The 20,514-nt window shown below is 58.9% G+C and carries 15 protein-coding genes; 9 read left to right on the forward strand and 6 right to left on the reverse strand.

Features of this window, described 5'->3' with window-relative positions:
- The first annotated feature begins 20 nt into the window (after positions 1 to 20).
- Complete coding sequence (locus ABLQ08_RS22285; protein WP_352946563.1) at positions 21 to 1,697, forward strand: TIGR01244 family sulfur transferase; 1,677 nt, start codon at positions 21 to 23, stop codon at positions 1,695 to 1,697.
- A gap of 81 nt (positions 1,698 to 1,778) precedes the next feature.
- Positions 1,779 to 3,563, forward strand: coding sequence for a SulP family inorganic anion transporter (locus tag ABLQ08_RS22290; protein WP_352946566.1), 1,785 nt, complete (start codon positions 1,779 to 1,781; stop codon positions 3,561 to 3,563).
- A gap of 14 nt (positions 3,564 to 3,577) precedes the next feature.
- On the opposite strand, the gene ABLQ08_RS22295 is transcribed toward ABLQ08_RS22290, so the two are convergent.
- On the reverse strand, positions 3,578 to 4,066 hold the full coding sequence (locus tag ABLQ08_RS22295) for a hypothetical protein (RefSeq protein WP_352946569.1): 489 nt from the start codon (positions 4,064 to 4,066) through the stop codon (positions 3,578 to 3,580).
- A 133-nt stretch (positions 4,067 to 4,199) separates the two neighbouring features.
- Here ABLQ08_RS22295 and ABLQ08_RS22300 point away from each other — a divergent pair, with 133 nt between their 5' ends.
- The gene (locus ABLQ08_RS22300) at positions 4,200 to 4,709 is read left to right on the forward strand and encodes an MmcB family DNA repair protein (protein ID WP_352946572.1); all 510 of its coding nucleotides are present in this window, start codon (positions 4,200 to 4,202) and stop codon (positions 4,707 to 4,709) included.
- 123 nt (positions 4,710 to 4,832) lie between these two features.
- Here ABLQ08_RS22300 and xylA read toward each other — a convergent pair whose 3' ends face one another.
- From xylA to xylF, 5 genes are all read right to left on the reverse strand, one after another.
- Entirely contained in the window at positions 4,833 to 6,152 is a 1,320-nt protein-coding gene (gene xylA / locus ABLQ08_RS22305; RefSeq protein ID WP_352946575.1) for a xylose isomerase, read from the reverse strand.
- Positions 6,153 to 6,163: 11 nt separating this feature from the next.
- Entirely contained in the window at positions 6,164 to 7,615 is a 1,452-nt protein-coding gene (gene xylB / locus ABLQ08_RS22310) for a xylulokinase (protein ID WP_352946578.1), read from the reverse strand.
- A gap of 147 nt (positions 7,616 to 7,762) precedes the next feature.
- Positions 7,763 to 8,530, reverse strand: coding sequence for an ATP-binding cassette domain-containing protein (locus tag ABLQ08_RS22315; protein WP_352946869.1), 768 nt, complete (start codon positions 8,528 to 8,530; stop codon positions 7,763 to 7,765).
- 24 nt (positions 8,531 to 8,554) lie between these two features.
- Positions 8,555 to 9,850 (reverse strand): sugar ABC transporter permease, encoded by a 1,296-nt coding sequence (locus ABLQ08_RS22320; RefSeq protein WP_352946581.1) that lies wholly within the window; start codon positions 9,848 to 9,850, stop codon positions 8,555 to 8,557.
- Positions 9,851 to 9,984: 134 nt separating this feature from the next.
- Positions 9,985 to 11,016: a D-xylose ABC transporter substrate-binding protein gene (gene xylF / locus ABLQ08_RS22325; RefSeq protein ID WP_352946584.1), complete on the reverse strand. Its 1,032-nt coding sequence runs from the start codon at positions 11,014 to 11,016 to the stop codon at positions 9,985 to 9,987.
- A 270-nt stretch (positions 11,017 to 11,286) separates the two neighbouring features.
- On the opposite strand from xylF, the gene ABLQ08_RS22330 reads away from it, so the two are divergent.
- The 6 genes from ABLQ08_RS22330 to ABLQ08_RS22355 all read left to right on the forward strand — a co-directional run bounded on the left by ABLQ08_RS22330 (position 11,287) and on the right by ABLQ08_RS22355 (position 20,421).
- A complete protein-coding gene (locus ABLQ08_RS22330) occupies positions 11,287 to 12,552 on the forward strand; it encodes an ROK family transcriptional regulator (protein ID WP_352946586.1) in 1,266 nt (421 codons plus the stop codon).
- Positions 12,549 to 13,976 carry a di-heme oxidoredictase family protein gene (locus ABLQ08_RS22335; RefSeq protein ID WP_352946589.1) on the forward strand — a complete coding sequence of 476 codons (1,428 nt, stop codon included), beginning with the start codon at positions 12,549 to 12,551 and terminating at the stop codon, positions 13,974 to 13,976. Before ABLQ08_RS22330 ends, ABLQ08_RS22335 begins: the two co-directional genes overlap by 4 nt.
- Positions 13,973 to 15,631 (forward strand): CRTAC1 family protein, encoded by a 1,659-nt coding sequence (locus ABLQ08_RS22340; protein WP_352946591.1) that lies wholly within the window; start codon positions 13,973 to 13,975, stop codon positions 15,629 to 15,631. The genes ABLQ08_RS22335 and ABLQ08_RS22340 overlap by 4 nt, the downstream gene beginning before the upstream one ends.
- Positions 15,632 to 16,072: 441 nt before the next feature.
- Positions 16,073 to 17,461, forward strand: a complete 1,389-nt coding sequence (locus ABLQ08_RS22345) for an NAD(P)-dependent oxidoreductase (RefSeq protein ID WP_352946594.1) — start codon at positions 16,073 to 16,075, stop codon at positions 17,459 to 17,461.
- Positions 17,454 to 18,767 (forward strand): NAD-dependent dihydropyrimidine dehydrogenase subunit PreA, encoded by a 1,314-nt coding sequence (preA, locus tag ABLQ08_RS22350; protein ID WP_352946597.1) that lies wholly within the window; start codon positions 17,454 to 17,456, stop codon positions 18,765 to 18,767. Before ABLQ08_RS22345 ends, preA begins: the two co-directional genes overlap by 8 nt.
- A 139-nt stretch (positions 18,768 to 18,906) precedes the next feature.
- The gene (locus ABLQ08_RS22355; protein WP_352946600.1) at positions 18,907 to 20,421 is read left to right on the forward strand and encodes a BCCT family transporter; all 1,515 of its coding nucleotides are present in this window, start codon (positions 18,907 to 18,909) and stop codon (positions 20,419 to 20,421) included.
- Positions 20,422 to 20,514 lie beyond the last annotated feature (93 nt).

Genomic DNA, 20,514 nt, shown 5'->3' on the forward strand with positions numbered 1-20,514 from the left:
AGCGCCGGGAGGAAACGGCCATGACGATAAAGGCAATCAACTCGGAAATTTCCGTTGCCCCTCAGATCACCCCGGAGGATGTCACCGACATTGCCCAGCTCGGGTTCCGGTCCGTGATCTGCAATCGGCCCGACGGTGAAGGCGCAGATCAGCCGACATTTGAGGAAATCGAGGCGGCCGCCAAGAAATTCGGTCTCGAAGTGCACTATCTTCCCATTGTCGCGGGAAAGGTGCGCGACGAGGATGCCGACGCTTTCGATGCACTCATGAGCAAGTTGCCCAAACCGGTGCTCGCCTATTGCCGGACCGGAACCCGCTCGGCAACTCTCTGGTCGCTGTCCCAGTCAGACAAGCTGCCGCTGGCGGATATCCTGGCTCAATCGAAATCTGCCGGCTACGACATGGCCGGCGTCGTGCGCCGGATCGCCAATGGTGGACGCACGCCAACGGAAACCGCGGAAGACGCGCGTTTTGACGTCGTGATCGTGGGCGGAGGTGCTGCGGGCATTTCTGTGGCATCGAGCCTTCTGGCCCGCAAATCCGATCTGAATGTTGCGATCATCGACCCGGCTGATGTTCACTACTATCAGCCCGGTTGGACCATGGTCGGCGGCGGTATTTTCAACGCATCCGACACTGCCAAGACCATGGGGTCGCTGATCCCGAGAGGAGTGCACTGGATCAAGTCGGCGGTTGCCGCGTTTGAACCGAAGGACAATGCCGTCATTCTCGATGGTTGCCGGGTCGTGAAATATGGCCGGCTGGTCGTGTGTCCAGGTCTGAAACTCGACTGGCACGGGGTGGAAGGCCTGGTCGATACGCTCGGCAAGAACGGTGTCACTTCCAACTATCGCTACGACCTGGCTCCCTATACCTGGCGTCTGGTTCAGGAAATGGATGCTGGACGAGCACTCTTTACCCAACCTCCGATGCCGATCAAATGCGCCGGTGCGCCGCAAAAGGCGATGTATCTTTCTGCTGATTACTGGGTGAAAACTGCCAGACTCGGCAGCATCGACATTCAGTTCATGAATGCAGGAGGTGTTCTCTTCGGCGTCAAGGACTACGTTCCGGCCCTGATGAACTACATCGAACGCTACGGCGTCCAGTTGAATTTCTTTCACAATCTGGTCTCGATCGACGGACCGGCCAAAAGAGCTGTCTTTGAAGTGAAGCTGCCGGATCAGGCGCCGACACGCTTCGAAACCGACTTCGACATGATCCACGTTACCCCGCCGCAGACCGCACCCGATTTCATTCGCGTATCACCACTTGCCGATGGCGCAGGCTGGATCGATGTCGACCAGTCGACTTTGCGCCACAAGACTTTTGACAACATCTGGTCGCTGGGTGACGTGATGAATGCTCCCAATGCCAAGACGGCGGCGGCGGCACGCAAACAGGCACCGGTCGTTGCCCAGAACCTTGTGTCGGATATCGAAGGACACAGTGCAACTGCTCAATATGACGGATACGGGTCCTGCCCGCTCACCGTAGAGCGGGGCAAGATCGTGCTTGCGGAATTCGGCTATGGCGGGACGCTGTTGCCGAGCTTTCCGCGTTGGTTGGTGGACGGGACCAAACCAACGCGGACTGCATGGCTTTTGAAGGAACGCATCCTGCCGCCGGTCTACTGGCGCGCCATGCTGCGCGGCAAGGAGTGGATGGCCAAACCGGAAAAAGTCACCGCTTCATAAGCCTTTAATCGATAAACTGTTTCATCGCTCGGGCCGGTTCTCCGGCTCGTTTGATGTCTCGGCGGAATGAAAGCCCAATTGATGAACCTGCTTCAGCGCTATTTGCCCATCCTTGATTGGGGAAAGCGATACGACAAGGAAACGGCGACCAACGATCTGGTCGCCGCGGTGATCGTGACCATCATGCTGATCCCGCAATCGCTGGCCTATGCGTTGCTGGCCGGGCTGCCGCCGGAAGTCGGACTTTATGCATCGATTCTGCCGCTTGTCGCCTATGCGCTTTTCGGCACCAGCCGGGCCCTGGCAGTCGGCCCTGTCGCCGTGGTGTCGCTCATGACCGCCTCAGCTGTCGGCGAACTCGTGCAGCAGGGCACACCGGGATATCTTGGAGCGGCAATCGTCCTGGCGTTCCTCTCCGGTCTCATGCTGGTCGTCATGGGACTTTTCCGGCTCGGTTTCCTTGCCAATCTGCTGAGTCATCCGGTGATTTCCGGCTTCATCACGGCGTCCGGACTGCTGATCGCCTCCAGCCAGCTGAAGCACATTCTCGGTGTGCCGGCAAACGGGCACACCCTTTACGACATTCTGCTGTCGATCCTCGATCATCTGGATGAAATCAACTGGATCACATTCATCATCGGAGTTGCGGCAACCGCGTTTCTGTTATGGCTTCGCAAGGGACTGAAGAAGCTGCTGCTCGGGTTCGGCTTCAAGCCCTTTCTTGCCGATATCCTGACGAAAGCCGGACCAGTGGCGGCCGTTGCCGTCACGACGCTCGCCTCCGCCACCTTTCACCTGGGTGAACGAGGCGTTCGCGTTGTCGGCGACATCCCGTCCGGACTGCCGGTGCCGCAGTTGCCTGCCTTTGACAGTGAACTCTGGATGGCGCTTGCCGGCCCTGCACTGCTGATCTCCGTGATCGGATTCGTCGAGAGCGTATCGGTGGCGCAAACCCTGGCGGCCAAGAAACGGCAGCGCATCGATCCGGATCAGGAACTGATCGGCCTCGGCGCCTCCAATATCGCCTCCGCCGTTTCCGGCGGATATCCGGTGACCGGTGGATTCGCGCGGTCGGTCGTCAATTTCGACGCGGGCGCCGCGACACCCGCGGCTGGAGCCTTCACCGCCGTCGGCATCGCGCTTGCGACCCTGTTCCTGACGCCTTTACTGACCCACCTGCCGCAGGCAACCCTTGCCGCGACGATCATCGTCGCTGTTCTGTCGCTTGTCGATTTCGGCGCGATCCGGCGCACCTTCGCCTATTCGAAGAGCGACTTTTCCGCCATGGCGGCGACCATCGTCGCCACTCTGGTATTCGGTGTCGAACCTGGTGTTGTCACTGGCGTACTGTTGTCCATCGCGCTTTATCTTTACCGCAACAGCCGCCCGCATCTGGCGATTGTCGGTATCGTTCCGGGAACCGAACACTTCCGCAACGTCGACCGGCACAACGTGGTCACCGGCGAACGCGTGTTGACGTTGCGCGTCGACGAGAGCCTGTTTTTCGCCAATTCCCGTTATCTGGAAGACAGGGTCTATGAGCTTGTGGCGGAAAAGCCCGAGATAGACCATGTCGTCCTGATGTGCCCGGCCGTGAACGAAATCGACGCCAGTGCCCTGGAAAGTCTTGAGGAGATCAATCACCGGCTTTCCGATTCCGGCGTCTGTTTTCACCTCTCGGAAGTCAAGGGACCAGTGATGGACAGATTGAAGAGAACCGATTTTCTCGAACACCTGACGGGTCAGGTCTTCCTCAGCCAGTACGAGGCCTTGTGTGCGCTGGACCCGCTGACGGCGCATCTGGCGGAAGCCCGCACGCCCAAGAAGACAGCGCAGCCCGTTGTCTGGGCAGGGCCCGAAATCTGACCCCGAAGAGCCGCTTAATCGCTGCCCTCGGCCTGCAGAACCGGCGTGATCCTTTCACAAAAGCGGAACTGAACCGGAGGCCGTTCGCCTTCCTGCACCAGCAGGCCGTCGCTTCCTCTCGGCTGAACGGTCACCAGCTCAATGGCTTCCCCGCCGTCATTCATCAGACAATTGATGGCCGCGCGCTGCGTGTCGCGGCTGCCCAACTCGGCGCCATAGACCTGGCAGATGCGCCCCGGCATTTCCCAGAGCCCGCGATAGATGGCAAGGGTCGATCCCGGAGCACTCTGGTCGATGCGCGGAGCAGGACAGTCTTTCAGGTCGCGCACCCAGATCCCTTGCGCAAAACTGGCAAACCGCAGATCGAGCGTCCGCCCCTGCAGCAACGGTGCCGATTTCGGCACCTGAACTTTCAAATCGCCTTTCCCTGCCAAGGCCGGTTCTCCCATTCCGGCGCTCAGCACGGCAAGCATGGCGCTCACCTTTACAAAATCAAACCGCATAACCCCTCCCGGATTGACTTACCCAATTCATAGATGCGCAATCCTTCCATTGGAACAGGCAATTTACACAGGCTGATCAACTTCTGCGAGAGGTTGACTTGTCTATTCCGAACAAATGTGGAACAAAACTCGAATGAGTGAAGAGGTTTCACATCAACCGGGCCGCATACAACTGGACGATCCTTTGGTTGACGGCCGTCAATCGGAAACGGCGTTGAAGGTCTGGCGCGGTGCCGCGCGGTTGCTCCGCCAGATGGATTTTGCCTGCCTGCCGGAGGTTACGCTCGCGTCGGCGCGGCGGGCGGACCTCCTTGCCCTCGGTCCGAAACACGAACTCTGGATTATCGAGGTGAAATCGTCGATTGCAGATTTTCGAGCGGACACCAAGTGGCCGGACTACCGCCAGCATTGCGACCGGCTCTATTTCGCCACCCATCCGGATGTTCCGACAGACATATTCCCTGAAGAAGCAGGCCTCATCATCTCTGACGGGTTCGGTGCGGAAATCCTGCGCGAAGCCCCTGAGCACAAACTGGCCGCGGCCACGCGCAAATCGGTCACGCTGCGCTTTGCCCGCCATGCCGCCCATCGCCTGCATGACCTTTCGGACCCCGACGGCCGGCGCTTCTTTGACGGTCTTTAGATCCGTTAGAAGAACAATACTCTCTTCTAACGAACAGAGGCCGCGGACGAGCCGCGGCCAGGTTCCGGAATGGAATTGACTCCAATCCGGGAGGATCTACTACATCACCCTCTTTGATCGACTTCAAGCAAACAGGTTCACCAGGCTTTCCAGATATTCCTGCTTGCCCGATTTCGGCTGAGGCTCCAGGTCGGCGGAGTGCACACGCTCAGCAAGAGCCTCGAGTGAAGAGCCGCCTTTCAGGATTTCAGCGTTTTCCGGCTTTTGCCAACCGGCATAGCGATCATCGACAAAGTCTTTCAGGCGGCCGTCTTCGATCATGGCCGCCGCCGCCTTCAATCCGCGGGCGATCGCATCGGCCGAACCGACGTGAGCCTGAATCAGGTCAACAGGATCGAGCGACTGACGGCGCAGCTTGGCGTCGAAGTTGGTGCCACCGGAGGTGAACCCGCCTGCCATCAGGATCTCATAGTAGGCCAGTGCCAGCTCCGGCACGTTCATGCCGAAGTGGTCGGTGTCCCAACCGCACTGGTAATCGTTCCGGTTCATGTCGACGGATCCGAAAATGCCAAGGGAGCGGGCCATGTGCAGCTCATGCTCGAACGAATGACCGGCAAGGATCGCGTGCCCCTGCTCGATATTCATCTTCACTTCGTTCTCAAGACCATAGGCTTTCAGGAAACCGTAGACAGTTGCCACATCATAGTCGTACTGGTGGCTCGAGGGTTCCTGCGGTTTCGGCTCGATCAGGATGGCACCCTTGAATCCGATCTTGTGCTTGTACTCCACCACCATGTTCAGAAACCGGCCGAACTGGTCGAGCTCCTGCTTGACATCGGTGTTGAGCAGGGTCTCGTAGCCTTCACGTCCGCCCCAGAGCACGTAGTTCGCACCATTGAGGCGCAGGGTCACGTCCATGGCGTTCTTCACCTGGGCCGCGGCGTAAGCAAAGACGTCCGGATCCGGGTTCGTGGCCGCACCACTCATGAAGCGGCGATTGGAAAACATGTTGGCGGTTCCCCAGAGCAGCCCGACGCCGGTATCGGCCATTTTCCTTTCAAAGATATCGGCAATGGCATTCACATTGGCATTGCTTTCAGCAAGGGTCCTGCCTTCGGGTGCGATATCGCGGTCATGGAAAGTGAAGAACGGCATGCCCAGTATCTGGAACATCTCGAAAGCAACATCGGCTTTCAACCTCGCCTGCTCCATGGGATCGCCACCAGCCGCCATCCAGGAACGCATGAACGTTTCACCGCCGAACGGATCGGAGCCCGGCCAGCAGAAATTATGCCAATAACACACGGCAAAGCGCAGATGGTCCTCCATGCGCTTTCCAAGAACGATCTCGTCCTTGTTGTAGTGGCGATAGGTCAGCGGATCGCGGCTTTCCGGTCCGGCAAATTGAATCGGCTGCAAATCGCCGAAAAACCCAGTGCTCATCACAATTCTCCTTAGAAGCCGGCCTGCTTGAGCGCCGGATAAAGTTTGCGCCAACGGCCATAGGCCGCGGCATAGGTTTCGGTCAGTGAGGGAACGGGATCGATGCTGGCCTTGAGCGCTGGCTTGGCAAAAATCCCGTCCGTTGTTCCGGTAGCTGCTGCCTGTCCGAGACGGGCTGCGCCCAGAGACGCGCCGAAATCGCCGTCCACCGGCACATCGACCGGCACGTTCAGCGTGCTGGCAATAATCTCCAACCAGGTGCGTGAGCGTGATCCCCCGCCGACAGCCAGAAGCCGATCAACCCTGGTGCCTGCAACGCTCAGCGCGTCCATACAGTCTTTCAGGGCAAAAGCCACACCATCGAGCACCGCGTGGGTCAGGGCCACATCATCGCTCTGGTGTGAAATTCCGGCAAATCCGGCACGGATATCGACGTCGTTATGCGGAGTGCGCTCACCGCCAAGATAAGGCAGGAACGACACCGGAGACGAGCCTGAGACCTTGCCCAGGGCGCCGGTCAACTCGACGGGCGACTTTTTCAAGATACCGGAGAGCCAGTTGAGACTGTCGGTGGCCGACAGGATGACCCCCATCTGGTGCCAGGTATCGGGCACGGCATGGCAGAAGGCATGAACGGCACCTTCCACATTCGGGGAAAATCTGTCGTTGGTGACGAAGAGAACGCCTGACGTGCCGAGGGACACGAAAGCCGATCCGGGATCGACCGCACCGACCCCGCACGCAGAGGCGGCATTGTCGCCGCCGCCGCCGGCAATGACAGGAAATGCTTCAATGCCCCACCGGGTACACAGGTCCGCTCTCAAGGTTCCCGAACTTTCTGAACCTTCGACCAGACGCGGCATCTGCTCGCGCGTCAGGCCCGTTGCCGCGAGCAAGTCATCGCACCAGTCTCTTTTGGCGACATCCATCCAGAGCGTTCCGGCGCTGTCCGACATGTCACCGACATAGTCGCCGGTCAACTTGAAGCGCACATAGTCCTTCGGCAGCAGAACCATCGCCGTTTTGGCAAAAGTCTCAGGCTCGTTCTCGCGGACCCACTGCAGCTTGGGAGCAGTGAAACCCGGCATGACCAGATTTCCGCCGACGGTCAGGAATTTCCGTTCGACCACCGCCAGTTCTGCGCATTGCTTTCCGGAGCGGCCATCGTTCCACAGGATGCATGGCCGAAGCGGCCTGCCGGCGTCATCCAGCAGTGTCGCGCCATGCATATGGCCTGAAAGGCCAATGCCTTTAACGGCAGCCAGTTCTCTCGGCGCTTGCTCTTTCAAAGCATCCAGAACGGTTTCGCAGGCAGTCCACCAACTGTCCGGGTCCTGCTCCGACCAACCCGGATGCGGACGCTCCACCGTCAGATCCGCTGTCGCGGAGGCAACCAGCGACTGGTTCTCGCTGAGCAGGATGGCTTTGACCGAACTGGTGCCAATATCGAGACCGATATACATGAGGTGCGTTCCTCAAAAAACTTCAAAAAGAATGCCGATGCCCGCTGCGAGGTCTCGGCGCATTGTCATCAATCGTGTCGGAACGAGCGCTAACGCACTCTTCCGGCAGATGGATCCCGCGGGCTGTCGCCCGCGGGTCAGTTCGGTTTACCCGAGCACGGTATCATCGACAAGAGCACCCGGACCCGGGGTCGCCCCTGCCGGGCACTTGCCGAGGATGATCATGCCAAGAACATCGTCGTCCGTAACGTCGGTTGTCTTGGCCGTGCCGACCAGCTGACCGTTCTTCATGACCGCCAGCCGATCGCAAAGCTGGAATACGTCATGAATGTCGTGGCTGATCAGGAAGATGCCGAGCCCCTGCTTCTTCAGCTCCTGGATCAGCTCCGCCACCATCTGGGTTTCATGAACTCCGAGCGCTGCCGTCGGCTCGTCCATGATCAGGATCTTGGCGTTGAAGTAGACTGCACGAGCGATTGCCACCGACTGGCGCTGACCGCCGGACAAGGCTTTCACCGGTGCATGGAACTTTTTGAAGTTCGGATTGAGCCGGCCCATGATCTTGCGGGTCTCGGCCTCCATCTTGTCATCATCGACGAAGCCCATCGGCGAGGTCAGTTCACGGCCCAGGAACAGATTCGAAGCCGCATCGAGATTGTCCGCCAGTGCAAGTGTCTGGTAGATGGTTTCGATATTGTGCGCTCGCGCGTCCCGGGGCGAATGAATGTGAACCTCATCGCCATTGATGCGGATTTCTCCGCTGTCGGCCTTGTAGGCTCCGGAGAGGATCTTGATCAGCGTCGACTTGCCTGCACCATTGTGGCCAAGCAGACCAACCACTTCGCCAGGGTAGAGATCGACGGAAACGTGATCCACGGCGTGCACCCCGCCAAAGGAGATGCACATGTCTTTCATTTCAACGAGAGGTGTTGCCATCGCTTAATCTCCCGTGCGTTTGCGATAGATGATGTCGACCAGAACGGCGAGAACCAGAACGGTGCCGACGACAATGTTCTGAAGAGGCGCGTCGACACCGACCATGGCCATGCCGGACTGCAGCGACTGCATGATCAAGGCACCAAGGATCGCGCCGTATATCGTGCCAACGCCACCGGCCAGAGCCGTTCCGCCGATAACCGCAGCAGCGATCACCCGCAATTCGTCAAGCGTACCGATGTCATTGGTAGAGAAGCCGAGGCGGGCCGAGGCAACGGCCGCCGCCAGCGCACAGAGCCCCCCCATGATGGCGAAAATTTTGACCGTCAGGAACCGGGTGTTGATGCCCGAGAGTTCCGCCGCATCCGGATTGCCTCCCGTCGCAAAGATATAGCGACCAAGACGCGTGCGACGCGCGGTGACGGTCATGGCAACGGCGACCACAATGAGAAGGACGACCGAATAGGGAATGCCGTAACCGATCTCCAGGCCTTCCGGCATCGTCTCCCCCGCCGCTTCGAACAACCGGCGCAGGCGTGCCTTGGGAATGTGATAGGCATTGAGAATGGCGACGAAACCGAGGATGGCGATGGTGGTGATCGCCCCCATGGTCACTTCGGCCCAGGCAGGCTTGACCGGGAAACCGTGCGAGGCCTTGCGCCGACGCGAGCCGATCTGGAGCCACAGCGCCATGCCAACGGCAAGAAAGCCGAAAATCCAGGAAGCCCTTTCCCCCATGGTGCCGCCGATGCCACCGAGCATGGTGAAGGTTTCATTGAGCGGACCGATGGTCTGGCCGGAGGTGATGAACCAGGCGACGTTCCGCCAGACGAGAAGACCACCCAAAGTGACGATGAAGGCAGGAATACCCAGATAGCCGATCATCCAGCCGTGAAAAGCGCCGATGGCCACGCCAACGAAGGTACCGGCAATGAGGGCGATAACCCAGATCGCGGGGTGTCCCAGGCCGAGAACATCCGGATGGGCGAGAATGTCCGTCTGCACGACCGCCATGACCGCCGCAACGGTTGCCAGAAGAGAGCCGACCGACAGGTCGATATGGCGGGTGACGATGACGAACACCATGCCCGTCGCCATGATGGCAACGGAAACGGTCTGGATCGTCAGGTTGAAGATGTTGCGCGGTGTAAGGAACCGGCCGTCCGTGAACACATTGAACACCAGACACAATACGATGAAAGCTCCGATCATGCCCAGAAGGCGTGTGTCGAGCTGCAACGCGGCAAAGAAGTTTCGTGCTGCCGGGTTTTTCGACCCAGGCAGTGCGGTGTCGGACATAGAGGTTACTCCTGCTTGGAGACCATTACGCTTTCGCATCGGGTGGCCTGTCCCGGGGGACTGCAGTGGCAGTCGACCCTGCTTTGGCCCCGGTTATTCAGAATAACCGGGGCCGCGCTCAAAGCGTACTGTTATTAGTTACAAGGAGCCGGGCCGTTCGAGACGCCCTGGCAGAGATCGTCCTTGGAGATCCAGCCAGCGTCGACGACGGCCGTCAGGTTGTCCTTGGTGATCGGCAGCGGCGCCAGGAACTTGGCGACCAACTCGGTACCACCCGGGGAGGTCCATTTGGCGGCGCCCGGAACGTCGGTCAATTCGGCACCATCTGCCAGTGCAACAGCGATCTCACCGGCTTCCTTGCCGAGTTCCCGCGCGTCTTTCCACACGGAAACGGTCTGTGTGCCTTTGGCGACACGGTTCAGAGCGGCATGGTCGCCGTCCTGGCCGGAAACCGGAATACCTTCCATACCCTGAGCCGTCAGGGCCGCGACCACACCGCCGGCGGTGCCGTCATTGGAAGCGACCACGGCATCGACCTTGTTGTCATTGGCCGTCAGGATCTGTTCCATGTTGCGCTGAGCATTCGCCGGAAGCCAGCCATCGGTGTAGGCTTCACCGACAATCTTGACGTCACCGGTATCGATCGCGGCCTGCAGAACCTCCTGCTGACCGCCACGGAGGAAGTCCGCGTTCGGATCGGTCGGGGAACCCTTGATCATGACGTAGTTGCCTTTCGGCGCGGCAGCCAGAACCTCGGCAGCCTGCATGCGGCCGACTTCGACGTTGTCGAAGGTCAGGTAGAAGGCGCGCGGATCGTCGATAAGGCGGTCATAGCCGACCACCGGAATGCCTTCGTCGGCAGCAGCCTGAACAGCCGGACCGATGGCCTGAGCGTCCTGTGCCAGGATGATCAGGGCATTGGCACCCTGTGCGATCAGCGCTTCAACGTCGGACAGCTGCTTGGCAGAAGAGCTCTGGGCATCAGCGGAGATATATTTTGCGCCAGCGGCTTCCAAAGCGCCCTTGATAGCCGCTTCGTCAGTCTTCCAACGCTCTTCCTGAAAGTTGGACCAGCTCACGCCGACAACAATGTCTGAAGCCTGAGCGGCTGTTATTACGGTCGCGGACAGTAGGGCTCCCGCCAGCAAAGTGGTAATCTTACGCATTGCGATGTTTCCTCCAGTTGGCACAGCATACGTCGATCCGCTGCGCCTAAAATGCGTCTGTTCAGCAAGCGCCTTTTGGAGGCGCCTTCAGATAGGACAACCTTGTTGTTATTTTTTTTAGTGTCCGAAAAAAAGTTGCAGGAAAGCGCAGCTCCTGTCAACATGGTTTTGTAAAACTCTGCTCCACGGGACTTGAATTTCCCGCAGAAGAGCAGGAAAACCGGGAGAAACCCGGGACAGAGGAAACACCGTGGGAAGAGCTGAGCGAGCATGACACGCAAGGCGGACCGGGATCAGATCCGGCGACAAAACAGAAGTATTGTTCTACAGGCCCTGCGCCGGAACGGTCCGATGGCTCGGATCGATCTCGGCCACATGACACGGCTCAGCCCAGCTACCGTGACGGCCATCACCTCCGACCTTCTGGATCAGGGACTGATCCTCAGTCTGGAAAGCGAGGAGCCCAAGACACCACAGGCGCGCGGTCGGCCGCGCACCTTGTTGAAACTCAATCCGGATGCGGTCTACACAGTCGGTGTCCGGCTTTCGGTCAACAACATCGACATGTCGCTGGTGAATTTTTCCGGTGAAGTCACCCGGGAAAAGCGCACTCATTTCGACAGCGCAAGCGCGGATGCCGACAGTTTTCCCAAAACGCTGACGGACGCCATCAGACTGTTCCTGCAGGAAGCCGGAATCGGCCCCTCCAGGGTGCGGGAGATCGGTGTTGCGGCACAGGGTGTTGTCGAGACCGAAACGGGAGTCGTTGCATGGAGCCCGGCCTTTGCCGGCCGCAAGATACCGGTTGTGAAACCGCTGCAGTCCGCATTTGGCGCCGAGTGCTATATCTCCAACGATACCAACATGATAACAGAGGCGCTGCATTGGTCCGACCCCAGCCGGTACAGCGGAACATTTGCCGTGATCATGCTCGATTACGGTGTCGGCATGGGGCTCTATCTAAACAATCAGCTGTTTTCGGGAGCCAGCGGCACGGCGGCTGAATTCGGCCACGCCAACCACATTCCCGGCGGGGCGCTTTGCCGCTGCGGCAAGAAAGGTTGCCTTGAAGCTTACCTGTCCGACTACGCGCTCGTTCGAGCCGCCTCCCATCTGCCTGAGAACACCGATCCGATTTCCATCGAAGCCGGTGTGAGTGGCCTTGCCAGGCTGATCGAGCTTGCAAGCTCGGGCGACGCAAACGCGCTCAAGGCGTTTCATGAAGCCGGACGTGTTCTGGGGTACGGACTTGCCCGCGTCATCGCGATGATCGATCCGAAACGGCTTGTTCTGACCGGTGCGGCTATGCGCGCCTTCTCGTTCATGGAAAAGGGCATGTGGGAGGGTCTGGAGGACGCGCTGGTCGCCGATCTCAGGAATAATTTCTCCCTGGATGTCATGCCCTGGAACGAGGATTTCATCCGCAGCGGCCTGATCGCCCAGTCCATGGAGCGGCTCGACAAGGACTTTCTCGGCAACGCGACACCTGCAGTCAGCCGCATGCCCAGAACGGACAACTCGGAGATCCCTGCATGATCCGGGCCTCCAGACTTACCATCGCGGTTTTTGCGGCTGGCATTTCGCTTCCTTTGGCGGGTCATGCCGACCCTGATCTGCCGCCCTGGAGTGAAAAGGCCATTCAGGAGGACGTCGACATCGATGCGCTGGCGGCCTCCGGACAGGACCCGATAGCGGTTCTCCAACCGATGGGGGAGCGGCTGTTTACGGCAAAATTCACCACACTGGACGGTGCAGGAAGACCGGATGCAACGGGTGCTATGGTTCCGACAAAAGTCCGCCGACAATCTCATCTGGCGTTTCAGCGCCTCGCTGGACCGGACGCCAACGCCTGTTCCTCGTGCCACAACGAACCGGTCGTCGGCGGCTCCGGCGCGTTCACGGCAAATGTCTTCGTTTCCGAAGGTTTCGAGAGTGCCGATTTCGACACGATCGATCCGCAGTTTTCCAACGAACGCAATACCAATGCCATTCAAGGTGCAGGACTGATCGAGCTGCTTGCGCGAGAAATGACCGCCGATCTGCGTACGCAGCGCCAGGGCCTGCTGGAACGGGCCCGGACGGAAGGCAAACCGGTCAAGGGTGACCTTCTGACCAAGGACATCTCGTTCGGAACATTGACTGCCTATCCGGATGGAACCCTCGACGTGTCGGCACTTGACGGGATCGATGACGACCTGACCCTGCGACCGTTCAGCCAGAAGGGTGTCTTTCCGTCCCTTCGGCAATTCACCGTCAACGCCATGAACGCTCATCACGGCATTCAGCCGAGCGAACGCTTCGGCGCGCAATGGACAGGTTCCACGGACTTTGACGCTGACGGTCATGAAAACGAAATGAGCCCTGGCCAGATTTCGGCGCTTGTCGCCTGGCAGGCAACCTTGCCGGCGCCGATACGAAAAAAAGATCTGCCGGAAACCTGGCAGGATGCGGCAGCCGGAGGCGAAGTTCTGTTCAGCGAAATCGGCTGCGCCTCCTGCCATGTACCGTCCCTTCCGCTAGAGAGCCTGGTGTTTCATGATCCAGGCCCATTTGACACGGCGGGCACCCTGCGCCAAAGCGACCTGGAAACGCCGCTCGCTCTGGATCTTGCCACACTCGACTGGGTTCAGGATTTGCCCCGAGACGACGAGGGACGGGTTCTCGTGCCGCTCTATGGCGACCTGAAAAGGCACAAGATAGCCGATGCAGCAAACGACACGTTCGGCAACGAGCTGCTGGCGCAGAGGTTCGTGGCCCGGGACGTCTTCATCACCGCAGAACTCTGGGGAATTGGCAGTACTGCTCCTTACGGTCACAGAGGCGATCTGACCACGCTGGACGAGGTCATCCGGGCACATGGCGGCGAGGCCAGCGAAAGCCGGAAGGCCTATGCCGATCTGAGCGAACCTGACCGACAGTCCGTCATTGCCTTCCTGCGCAGCCTGGAGATTGCCGAATGAAACACTTCAGTCTTGCGCTGCCAACCGCGTTGCTTGCCGGATTTGCTGCCCTACCGGCAATTGCAGAAGAAAACCGCGAAACGTCTCTCGCTCCGGTTCCCCAGTTCGTTGAAGAAGCCAGCGCAGCCGGCATCGATCATTCCTATGACGGCGCTTGGGAGTTTTTCGTTGGCGGCGGCGCCGCGATTTTCGACTGCAACAGCGATCGGCTGCCGGACCTGTTTCTTGCAGGCGGCAATAACCCTGCCGCCCTTTACAGAAATGCCAGCCCCACGGGCGAAGCGCTGGCATTCGAAGAAGTTGACAGCGGGTTGACCGACAAGCAGCTGCGCAAGGTTCTGGGCGCCTATCCACTGGACGTCAACAATGACGACGTGCTGGATCTGGTTCTTCTGCGCCTTGGCGAGAACCTGGTTCTGCAAGGCAAGGGTGATTGCACCTTCGAGGTGGCCAATCGCGCACTTGCCTTTGACGGCGGCCGGGAGTGGACCACGGCTTTTTCCGCCACATACGAGCCGGGCTACGCATTTCCGACCCTGGCATTCGGCAATTATGTCGACCGCTCAGCTCCCGGGTCGCCCTGGGGAACGTGCCACGACAACTTCCTGTTCCGATCGGAAGCGGCCGCAGATGGGACCGCCAGCTATCCGGAAGCAACACGGCTTGCCCCCGGCTACTGCGCCTTGTCGATCCTTTTCACCGACTGGAACCGGTCCGGCGAGGCGGATCTGCGCATCTCGAATGACCGCCATTACTACCGGGGTGGCGAAGAGCAGCTCTGGGCCGTTCCGCCGGGACGCGCACCACGGCCCTATCGAAAGGCCGACGGCTGGCAACACCTGAAAATCTGGGGCATGGGAATCGCTTCGGTTGATCTGGATGTTGACGGATATCCCGAATACGCCCTGACAAGCATGGGCGACACCAAGCTGCAGAAACTCGATGACGAAACGGATGAGACGGTACCGGTCTATCAGGACATTGCCTTCGATCTCGGGATCACGGCCCACCGCCCCTATGCCGGCGAGGACCTGAAGCCCTCGACCGGCTGGCATTCGGAGTTTCAGGACGTCAACAATGACGGGCTTTGGGATCTTTTCATTGCAAAGGGCAATGTCGAGGCGATGCCGGACTTTGCAGCCTATGACCCCGACAATCTGCTGATCGGGCAATGGAACGGCAAATTCGTCGAGACAGGAGACCAGGCCGGGGTTGATCTGGACCGGCGGGGCCGCGGGGCGGGTCTCGCTGATTTCAACGCTGACGGCCTTCTTGATCTTGTCGTTGTCAACCGTGCTGCTCCTGTCAGCCTCTTTCGCAATGTCGGCCAGGGAACTTCTGAAAACCCGAGGCCCCTCGGCAACTGGTTGGCGGTTGACATCCGGCAACCTGGACAACCGAATTCCAGGGCGGTTGGCGCCAGGATCAGTGTCAAGACCGGCAATAGAACAGTGGTCAAGGAGGTCCAGGTCGGTGCCGGTCACGCGTCAGGCCAGATGGGTTTCGTTCATTTCGGTCTTGGCGTCGCAGAGCGCGCGAATGTTCGTATCAAATGGCCCGATGGCGACTGGAGCCACAGTTACCGGGTCTTTGCCAATGGCCATGTCATTATCGAAAGAGGGGCTGAAAAGGCCCGGCTTTGGTATCCTAGGTGAGCGTCTGAACACTGAAACAGATGTCGAGTGGCCCAGCCCGCGGCCGGTGCTTTCGCACCAATGCCCACCCTTGCCGCTTGCCGAACAAGGTATCGTCCCTGTCAACCGCAGGGAGCGATGACGGCTGGTTTACCTCTTCACACCAGGTTGGACAGGAGACGCCGGAACGAGCTTTCATCGTCCGATTTGGCGAAATTTTGACATTCTCAAGCAAAATAACATCGATTTCGGGTGCCTCAAACCCGAATTAGTTTCCGAGTATTTTTGCCTTAAGCTGCTGTGATTTCAGTAATTTAATTTCTGATATTTTCCCTCAAGTTTATAATTGTTCTAAAAATATTTGACTAACTGTTCAAATTTTTGCCCAATAGGGTCATGAGCTGCCTCAAAAAACGAAGGCGGCCACCTTGAAATTTGATCGCCAACCTTCCGGAGATCTCCATGACCCAGACCAAAGCCGGCCCGGACATTGCCGCCGGACGCCTGCCTGAGGACGCATACGCAGAGAATTTCAGTGACCTGCATCCGCTGCTGGCACCGCATGAAGCCAGTGTCGAAGCTGACCGCTGTTACTTCTGCTATGACGCGCCCTGCATGCAGGCCTGCCCTACCAGCATCGACATTCCCCAGTTCATCCGCCAGATCTCGACGGGCAATCCGACCGGATCTGCGAAAACGATCTTCGAGCAGAACATCCTGGGCGGCATGTGCGCCCGAGTCTGCCCGACCGAAACCCTGTGCGAACAGGTATGCGTCAGGGAAGTCGCTGAAGGCAAACCCGTAAAAATCGGTGAGCTGCAGCGCTTCGCCACCGACCACTACATGAGTGAGAATGACAGCACGCCATTCACCCGCGCAGCCTTAACCGGCAAGAAAATCGCTGTTGTCGGCGCCGGACCGGCCGGGCTTTCCTGTGCCCATCGCCTCGCCGTTCACGGCCATGATGTCACTTTGTTCGACGCCCGCGAAAAAGCCGGCGGCCTGAACGAATACGGTATTGCCTCTTACAAGTCCGTCGACAATTTCGCACAACGCGAAGTCGAGTTTGTCCTGTCCATTGGCGGGATCGAAGTGAAAAACGGCATGCGCCTCGGCGATAACCTGGACCTTGGCGACCTGCGCTCCACCTACGATGCCGTTTTCCTGGGAATAGGCCTTGGCGGCGTGAATGCTCTCGGTCTTGATGGCGAAGACAAGACCGGTTCGCTGGACGCCGTCGATTACATTGCAGATCTGCGTCAGGCCAGGGAGCTTTCCAAGCTTCCCGTCGGCCGCCGAATCGTTGTGATCGGGGGCGGCATGACCGCCGTCGATATTGCTGTTCAGACCAAGCTTCTGGGTGCTGAAGATGTGACGATCGCCTATCGTCGCAGCCAGGAGCGAATGAATGCTTCGGAATACGAGCAGCAGCTTGCGCAGACAAGCGGCGTCCGTATCCTGACCTGGGCGCAGCCGAAAGCGCTGGTCACGGAAAATGGCTCCGTTACCGGAATTGAGCTTGAGCGCACCGAAGAGCAGGATGGCCGCCTGACAGGCACCGGACAGACTGTAACAATGCCTGCCGACATGGTGTTCAAGGCCGTCGGTCAAAAACTCGTGCAAGCCGACCTCGGCGATTCTCTGTCCCTGGAGAAGGGACGGATCGTTGTCGATGACGACCGCAAAACCAACCTTCCCGACGTTTGGGCCGGGGGCGACTGCGTACTTGGCGGCGAGGACCTGACGGTCGCTGCCGTAGAGGACGGAAAAATCGCCGCTGAAAGCATCAATGCCGCCTTGAGCGAACAATCGCTCGGCGCCACGGATTCGAGGGAGAGCAAGTATGGCTGACTTGCGTACAAATTTTATCGGCATCAAATCGCCGAACCCGTTCTGGTTGGCATCCGCGCCACCTACAGACAAGGAATACAACGTCGTTCGGGCCTTCAAGGCCGGATGGGGTGGTGTTGTTTGGAAAACGCTTGGGGAAGACCCGGCGGTCGTCAACGTGAACGGCCCGCGCTATGGCGCCATTCACGGCAAGGACCGCCAGCTGACCGGCCTCAACAACATCGAGCTGATCACCGACCGTCCGCTTGAAGTAAACCTGCGTGAAATCAAGCAGGTCAAGCGAGACTGGCCCGACCGGGCACTGGTTGTTTCCCTGATGGTGCCGTGTGAGGAACAGAACTGGATCGACATCCTGAAGCGCGTCGAAGAGACCGAAGCCGATGGCGTTGAGCTGAACTTCGGTTGTCCGCACGGCATGAGTGAACGTGGCATGGGATCTGCCGTCGGGCAGGTGCCGGAATACATCGAGATGGTCACCCGCTGGGTGAAGCAGCATTCGCGCATGCCATGCATCGTCAAGCTGACGCCAAACATCACTGATGTCCGCAAACCCGCCCAGGCTGCCAAGGCAGGAGGCGCAGACGCCGTTTCGCTGATCAATACGATCAACTCCATCATGGGTGTCGATCTCGACATCATGTCCCCTTCCCCCTCGGTTGACGGCAAGGGTGCTCACGGTGGTTATTGCGGCCCGGCCGTCAAGCCGATCGCGTTGAACATGGTTGCGGAGATTGCCCGCGATCCGGCAACGCATGGTTTGCCGATTTCCGGTATCGGAGGCGTGACCGATTGGCGCGACGCTGCCGAGTTCATGGCCCTTGGTGCAGGATCGGTACAGGTCTGCACCGCGGCGATGACCTATGGCTTCAAGGTTGTCGAGGACATGATCGATGGCCTGAGCGACTGGATGGACAGCAAGGGATACACTTCCGTTGACCAGTTCATCGGCAGCGCGGTCCCGAATGTCTCCGACTGGCAGTATCTCAACCTGAACTACATCGCCAAGGCGAAGATCGACCAGGATCTTTGCATCAAGTGTGGCCGGTGCCACATCGCCTGCGAAGACACGTCTCACCAGGCGATCACCAACATGGTGAATGGCGAGCGCATGTTCGAAGTGATCGACGAGGAATGCGTCGGCTGCAATCTGTGCGTCAACGTCTGCCCGGTCGAGAACTGCATCTCCATGGAGGCGATGGACCCCGGCAGCACCGATCCGCGGACGAAAAAGAAAGTGGAAGAGGACTACGCCAACTGGACCACCCATCCGAACAATCCGATGGCGGTCAAGGAAGCTGCGGAGTAACAACTCCGGCTGATTCAATATCATGCGCAGGCAAATCCAGCATTTGCCTGCGCATTTTCGTTTCCCAATTGCAAAAGCAACCTTTGCGTTCAAATGCTTGCGCCGGTAGCCTGTGTCCGAGGACTTTTCCCGAGGGGGTATGATGCAGAGTTCCCGGTTGCTTCTGGCGACATCCTTGAGCCTTTGTGCCGTCATCGGCATCTGGGGTGTTGTTGACCCGGCGGGGCTGCTGGCCCTGGCCAAGACCATTGTCGATCAGTATTTCTTCAGCCGCGGCTGGTTCGTCATGTTGTCCGTGACGATCATGTTGCTGTTTTGCCTTGGCCTGACTTTCACCCGCTTTGGCGATCTGCGTCTCGGCAAGGATACGGACCGGCCCGAATATTCCACCCCCACCTGGATTGCGATGCTGTTTGCAGCCGGAATGGGTGTCGGCCTGCTTTTCTGGGCCGTCGCAGAACCGCTCACGCATTTCTACTTTGCCAAGGAGGCGTTGCCCGCACCGCTTGCGGCAGAGCAGGCACTCCTGGCAGCGAATTTCAATTGGGGAATTCATGCCTGGGCGATCTATGGCACGACAGCGCTTACGATTGCCTATTTCAGTTTCCGGCGAGGAACACCCATGCTGGTGAGCGCACCGGTCAAGAACCTGTTTCCGGGTGAAACCTGGGCGACAATTGTCGGCTGGCTGTCCGATTTCATGGCAATCGCCGCCATCGCGATCGGAGTGGGTGGTTCGGTTGCCATGGGCGTTTATCAGGTCGCCGACGGCGTCTCGATCCTGACAGGGGGAGAGACCGCGACACCCTTCATGATCGGCGCCGTCTTCCTGATCATGGTTGCTGCCTACATTCCACCCCTTCTGGTGGATCTCGGCAGTGGCATGGCGCGCCTTTCCAACATCGCCATGTGCCTTGCGATCGGGCTTGTCGCCTACACCATCATTCTCGGACCAACCGAATATCTGATGAACTCAATCATCAGCGGTATCGGTCTATATGTAGCCGAAGTCGTTCCACGTGGCCTCCAGACGTTCACGTTTTTTGGCGATGAAGCAAGCCGCTGGTTTCAGGACTGGACGCTCACCTACATGGTCTGGTGGATCGCCTGGGGACCGTTCGTCGGTGTCTTTGTTGCCCGAATATCCAGAGGTCGGACGATTCGCGAATTCGTGCTTGGCGTTTTGATCGGACCGACGCTGTTTTCCACTATCTGGTTCGGAGCGTTCGGCGGGGTTGGCCTTTTCGAAGCGCTGAACGGCCAGGGCGAACTTCTTGCGATGACCCAGACCAATGTCGAGCGGATGACCTTTGCCCTGCTTGACAGGCTTCCCCTGTCGACCATCACCACGCTTGCAACCATTGCCGCAGCTTTCCTGTTCATTGTCACAAGCGTCGTGAGTGCCGCGTTCGTGCTCGGCATGTTTTCGACCGGCGGCAATCCCAACCCGAGTTCGAAAGTCAGGGTCATCTGGGGCGTGCTGCTCGGCATCCTGGGAGCTGCCATGATCCTGTCCGGCTCTGCACAAGCCATGAAAACGCTGATCGCACTGGGTGCTCTGCCGTTCGTGCTCATTACGGGCCTGTTACTGGCTTGCCTCGTCAGGGCTCTTATTCTCGACAGCAGAACGGAGACTTCGCATGCTGATCGGTGACCCGCTTGACACACTCCTGAACCTCGGCGCCTTCGCCTTCATCGGTGCCATGATCTGGCTGATCATGCGCAAGGAACCGGACAAGATGGAGTG

The sequence above is a fragment of the Roseibium sp. SCP14 genome (assembly GCF_040329475.1).
In the GTDB taxonomy this organism is placed as follows: Bacteria; Pseudomonadota; Alphaproteobacteria; order Rhizobiales; family Stappiaceae; genus Roseibium.

Coding starts and splice junctions, on each gene's coding strand:
- ABLQ08_RS22285 (WP_352946563.1), top strand. CDS start 21: ATGACGATAAAGGCAATCAACTCGGAAATTTCCGTTGCCCCTCAGATC.
- ABLQ08_RS22290 (WP_352946566.1), top strand. CDS start 1,779: ATGAACCTGCTTCAGCGCTATTTGCCCATCCTTGATTGGGGAAAGCGA.
- ABLQ08_RS22295 (WP_352946569.1), bottom strand. CDS start 4,066: ATGCGGTTTGATTTTGTAAAGGTGAGCGCCATGCTTGCCGTGCTGAGC.
- ABLQ08_RS22300 (WP_352946572.1), top strand. CDS start 4,200: ATGAGTGAAGAGGTTTCACATCAACCGGGCCGCATACAACTGGACGAT.
- xylA (WP_352946575.1), bottom strand. CDS start 6,152: ATGAGCACTGGGTTTTTCGGCGATTTGCAGCCGATTCAATTTGCCGGA.
- xylB (WP_352946578.1), bottom strand. CDS start 7,615: ATGTATATCGGTCTCGATATTGGCACCAGTTCGGTCAAAGCCATCCTG.
- ABLQ08_RS22315 (WP_352946869.1), bottom strand. CDS start 8,530: ATGAAAGACATGTGCATCTCCTTTGGCGGGGTGCACGCCGTGGATCAC.
- ABLQ08_RS22320 (WP_352946581.1), bottom strand. CDS start 9,850: ATGTCCGACACCGCACTGCCTGGGTCGAAAAACCCGGCAGCACGAAAC.
- xylF (WP_352946584.1), bottom strand. CDS start 11,016: ATGCGTAAGATTACCACTTTGCTGGCGGGAGCCCTACTGTCCGCGACC.
- ABLQ08_RS22330 (WP_352946586.1), top strand. CDS start 11,287: ATGACACGCAAGGCGGACCGGGATCAGATCCGGCGACAAAACAGAAGT.
- ABLQ08_RS22335 (WP_352946589.1), top strand. CDS start 12,549: ATGATCCGGGCCTCCAGACTTACCATCGCGGTTTTTGCGGCTGGCATT.
- ABLQ08_RS22340 (WP_352946591.1), top strand. CDS start 13,973: ATGAAACACTTCAGTCTTGCGCTGCCAACCGCGTTGCTTGCCGGATTT.
- ABLQ08_RS22345 (WP_352946594.1), top strand. CDS start 16,073: ATGACCCAGACCAAAGCCGGCCCGGACATTGCCGCCGGACGCCTGCCT.
- preA (WP_352946597.1), top strand. CDS start 17,454: ATGGCTGACTTGCGTACAAATTTTATCGGCATCAAATCGCCGAACCCG.
- ABLQ08_RS22355 (WP_352946600.1), top strand. CDS start 18,907: ATGATGCAGAGTTCCCGGTTGCTTCTGGCGACATCCTTGAGCCTTTGT.